This window comes from Bacteroides sp., assembly GCA_036351255.1.
GTDB lineage: Bacteria > Bacteroidota > Bacteroidia > Bacteroidales > UBA7960 > UBA7960.
On sequence record JAZBOS010000155.1, the window covers coordinates 1 to 2991 of the forward strand.

Genomic DNA, 2991 nt, shown 5'->3' on the forward strand with positions numbered 1-2991 from the left:
AAATGGTGATTACATCACCGCGCTCGAACTTATAAACGTCACGCAACAGGGGCTTATATCCATCAACAACGAATTGAAAGTTGCGATCAGCAAAGCCTCAGGTGCAAAAAAAACAAAGTAATATTCAAGTGGCCAAATAACAAAACAGGGTCTCGGGTAGTAAACCCGGGTCCCTGCTTTTATTTATTGATGTCATGCCCCGATTCTTAAAACTGGTTCTGATAGTAACCTTCACGGCAGTAGTTATTTTGCTGGCAGCATGGTTGGTTTGGCGTTCCTGGCCTGTCTACCCCGAACAAAGGATGGCTGAAGCCAGGGCTGCCATTTCACAGGCAAGGAATGTGAAGGCAGGCCTGTATGCACCCTCGGCCTTCGGGAAGGCCGAGGCCTGTTACGATTCAGCTGTCTCACACCTGGCAATGCAAAAACAGGAATGGTTCCTCTCACGTGACTACGCCATTGCAGATTCCTTTGCCATGATCTCCATATCAGAAGCCAATCGGGCGGCAGATAACGCACTTGTCAACCGGAAACACATCAATGCTTCCACTTCAAAAAGGATGGAAGTAATCCAGTCCAGATACCAGCATTTAGACTGGCTCATCGGTTGGCTGCCGTTATCCTGGATTACCGTGAAACAATTCACCGGGGGAAAGATTTCTTTGTCAAAAGCTGCCGTTTCGAACGAAAACGGCAACCTGCCCCTGGTCAATGATCTTCTTGACGATGCCCTGAAAAAGGTGCAAATAGTGGAGAAACATGTCAATGAGGTGCTTAATGGCTATTTTAAAGATTATCCGGGATGGGTGACCAGTCAGAAAGAAGCGATAGCCTGGACCCGGCATAATGAAAGCATAGCCCTGCTTGTTGACAAATTCGAAAGGAAATGCCATGTGATACAGAACGGAAAGATGATACGGTCCTTTGACATTGAACTGGGAAAGAACTGGATCGGGGACAAGACCAGGAAGGGCGATAAATCAACCCCTGAAGGGCAATACAAAGTAGTCCAAAAAAAGAAAAACAAAGAAACAAAGTACCACAAGGCCCTGCTGCTGGATTATCCGAATGAGGATGACAAACGCAGGTTCGAGGAACTTAAGTCCTCCGGGCATATCCCTTCAGACGCTCAGATCGGGGGATTGATTGAAATCCACGGTGCGGGAGGCAGGGGAATTGACTGGACAGATGGTTGCATTGCGCTTAGCAATAGCGACATGGACCAGCTTTACAATATGGTTAAAACATATACACCGGTTATCATTGTTGGCTCTATAAAACCATTGGAAGAAATCTTATCACAGCATGAAAAGGATGTCAGGTAAACAGTTCGTCTCTATTTTGGGTTTCATGGCCGGGATCATGCTCTGGATCGCCCTGATGATCGTCCTGAGCCGGATAGTACAGGAAAGAGCGCCGGAGATCAGGTCGGATGCCAATGATAATGACAGCATCTTCATGGAGGATAAGGAACTCCTAAAATATGCAGACAACCTTTTGGCCGGGATGAAAAAAGACAACAGGCTACTGTCAAGAAAAACCCCGGGAGGCTATTACCTTGTGATCAATGTCAGTGCCAACCGTTACCGCCTGTGTAACGCTGCAGGGGTGGTCAGGGAAGGGATCTGTTCGACAGGTAACTTTGTAACGCTTATTGCCCATGATTCCAGGTCATGGACCTTCAGGACCCCTCGGGGAGCATTCCGGGTCAAAGACAAGGTTGAGAACCCCGTCTGGAAAAAACCTGATTGGGCCTTCATTGAAGAAGGGTTGCCAGTGCCCCCACCTGAAGACCAGAGCCGCTTCGAATATGGTGTGCTGGGCGATTATGCCCTCAGCCTGGGCCAGGGTTACCTGATCCACGGAACGCTTTACAAAAGGCAGCTGGGCATGCCGGTTACACACGGCTGCATAAGGCTTGCCGATGAAGACCTTGAACTGGTGTATAAACATTTGTCTGTTGGTTCCAAAGTATTAATCTTCTGATGATAACAATTTGGATTTCCCGAAAAAAATGGTATGTCTGGATAAGCATGGACCTGCTCCTGATTATACTGTTTTACACGCTATTGATAATGGCAAACTCTTCTATTTCCTGGATGATCAACACTGAAAACGAAAATGCCGGAAAAACTGCCTATCCAACATATGACAGGGCATCAAGAAATGACCTTTACCGTCTTGAAATGGAGAGCACAATGGTCCATAACCGTCTTGTCCTTTCGGACCTGGATTCAGTTTACCTTTTATGCAACCTTGCTGACAGTGCTGCCAGCATTGAGCTGGAGGGCCTTCCGCTCCACCAGGGAAAGGTTTTAAGCGCTTATATCAGCCCGGTAATCAAAGAGTTGAATAAAGAGGCCCTCCTGCAATGGTTATCAAAACCCATGGTCAGCGTCAGCGAAATCTCCACACTTGAAAAACAACCGGTCTATTTGCGCAGAGCCCCCAGAGATACCACGGAAGCAGCCCTGCAAAAGGAGGAGCATGTGACGGTAGAAAATTTCGCCGGTTTCCTGCTCCAATTTGACAACGGCCTAATCCTTCAGATCAGGCAGTCAGATAATGCCGGGTTCCGGCAAGCATGGCAGGAGGTTCGCTTTAACATCGATATCTTTTCCACTCACAGGCTCTCTGCCATCTTACAGGCCATCACCTTCAGGGAACCGGAATACCATCCTTCCATCATTCTTGAAATGGACCGGCAGGATGTGATTATCCTTTACCGGGCCATGCCGGCCAAGGTGAGTGCTGCACTGGTACTGTAATTCAGGTATCACGAATCAGGTATCCTGGTGTTCTTCTGAAAGTCTAAATATTTGACATATAGCATTTTTTATCGTAATTTAGCTGATTATTAGTAGCCCACAGCACTAAACCCAAAAGTCAAGAAACAATACTTTTTTCAGACACTTAAACGTTTCCTGGGAACCTTTAAGCTTGGGATTTGTTGTATGATGTGTAAACCCTAATCTTTGCAAAATGAACAAA

General features: G+C 46.8%; 3 protein-coding genes. All 3 read left to right on the plus strand.

Annotated features, from left to right (window positions below):
- The first annotated feature begins 194 nt into the window (after positions 1–194).
- Genes V2I46_14585 through V2I46_14595 form a run of 3 tightly spaced genes read left to right on the plus strand, consistent with a single transcriptional unit; the run spans position 195 to position 2768 of the window.
- Positions 195–1325, plus strand: coding sequence for a L,D-transpeptidase family protein (locus V2I46_14585; protein MEE4178728.1), 1131 nt, complete (start codon positions 195–197; stop codon positions 1323–1325).
- A complete protein-coding gene (locus V2I46_14590) occupies positions 1306–1986 on the plus strand; it encodes a L,D-transpeptidase (protein ID MEE4178729.1) in 681 nt (226 codons plus the stop codon). The genes V2I46_14585 and V2I46_14590 overlap by 20 nt, the downstream gene beginning before the upstream one ends.
- Complete coding sequence (locus V2I46_14595; GenBank protein MEE4178730.1) at positions 1986–2768, plus strand: hypothetical protein; 783 nt, start codon at positions 1986–1988, stop codon at positions 2766–2768. The genes V2I46_14590 and V2I46_14595 overlap by 1 nt, the downstream gene beginning before the upstream one ends.
- Positions 2769–2991: the final 223 nt, after the last annotated feature.

Bases quoted from the DNA above. Each gene is read 5' to 3' on its own strand.
- V2I46_14585 (MEE4178728.1), top strand. From the start codon at position 195: ATGCCCCGATTCTTAAAACTGGTTCTGATAGTAACCTTCACGGCAGTA.
- V2I46_14590 (MEE4178729.1), top strand. From the start codon at position 1,306: ATGAAAAGGATGTCAGGTAAACAGTTCGTCTCTATTTTGGGTTTCATG.
- V2I46_14595 (MEE4178730.1), top strand. From the start codon at position 1,986: ATGATAACAATTTGGATTTCCCGAAAAAAATGGTATGTCTGGATAAGC.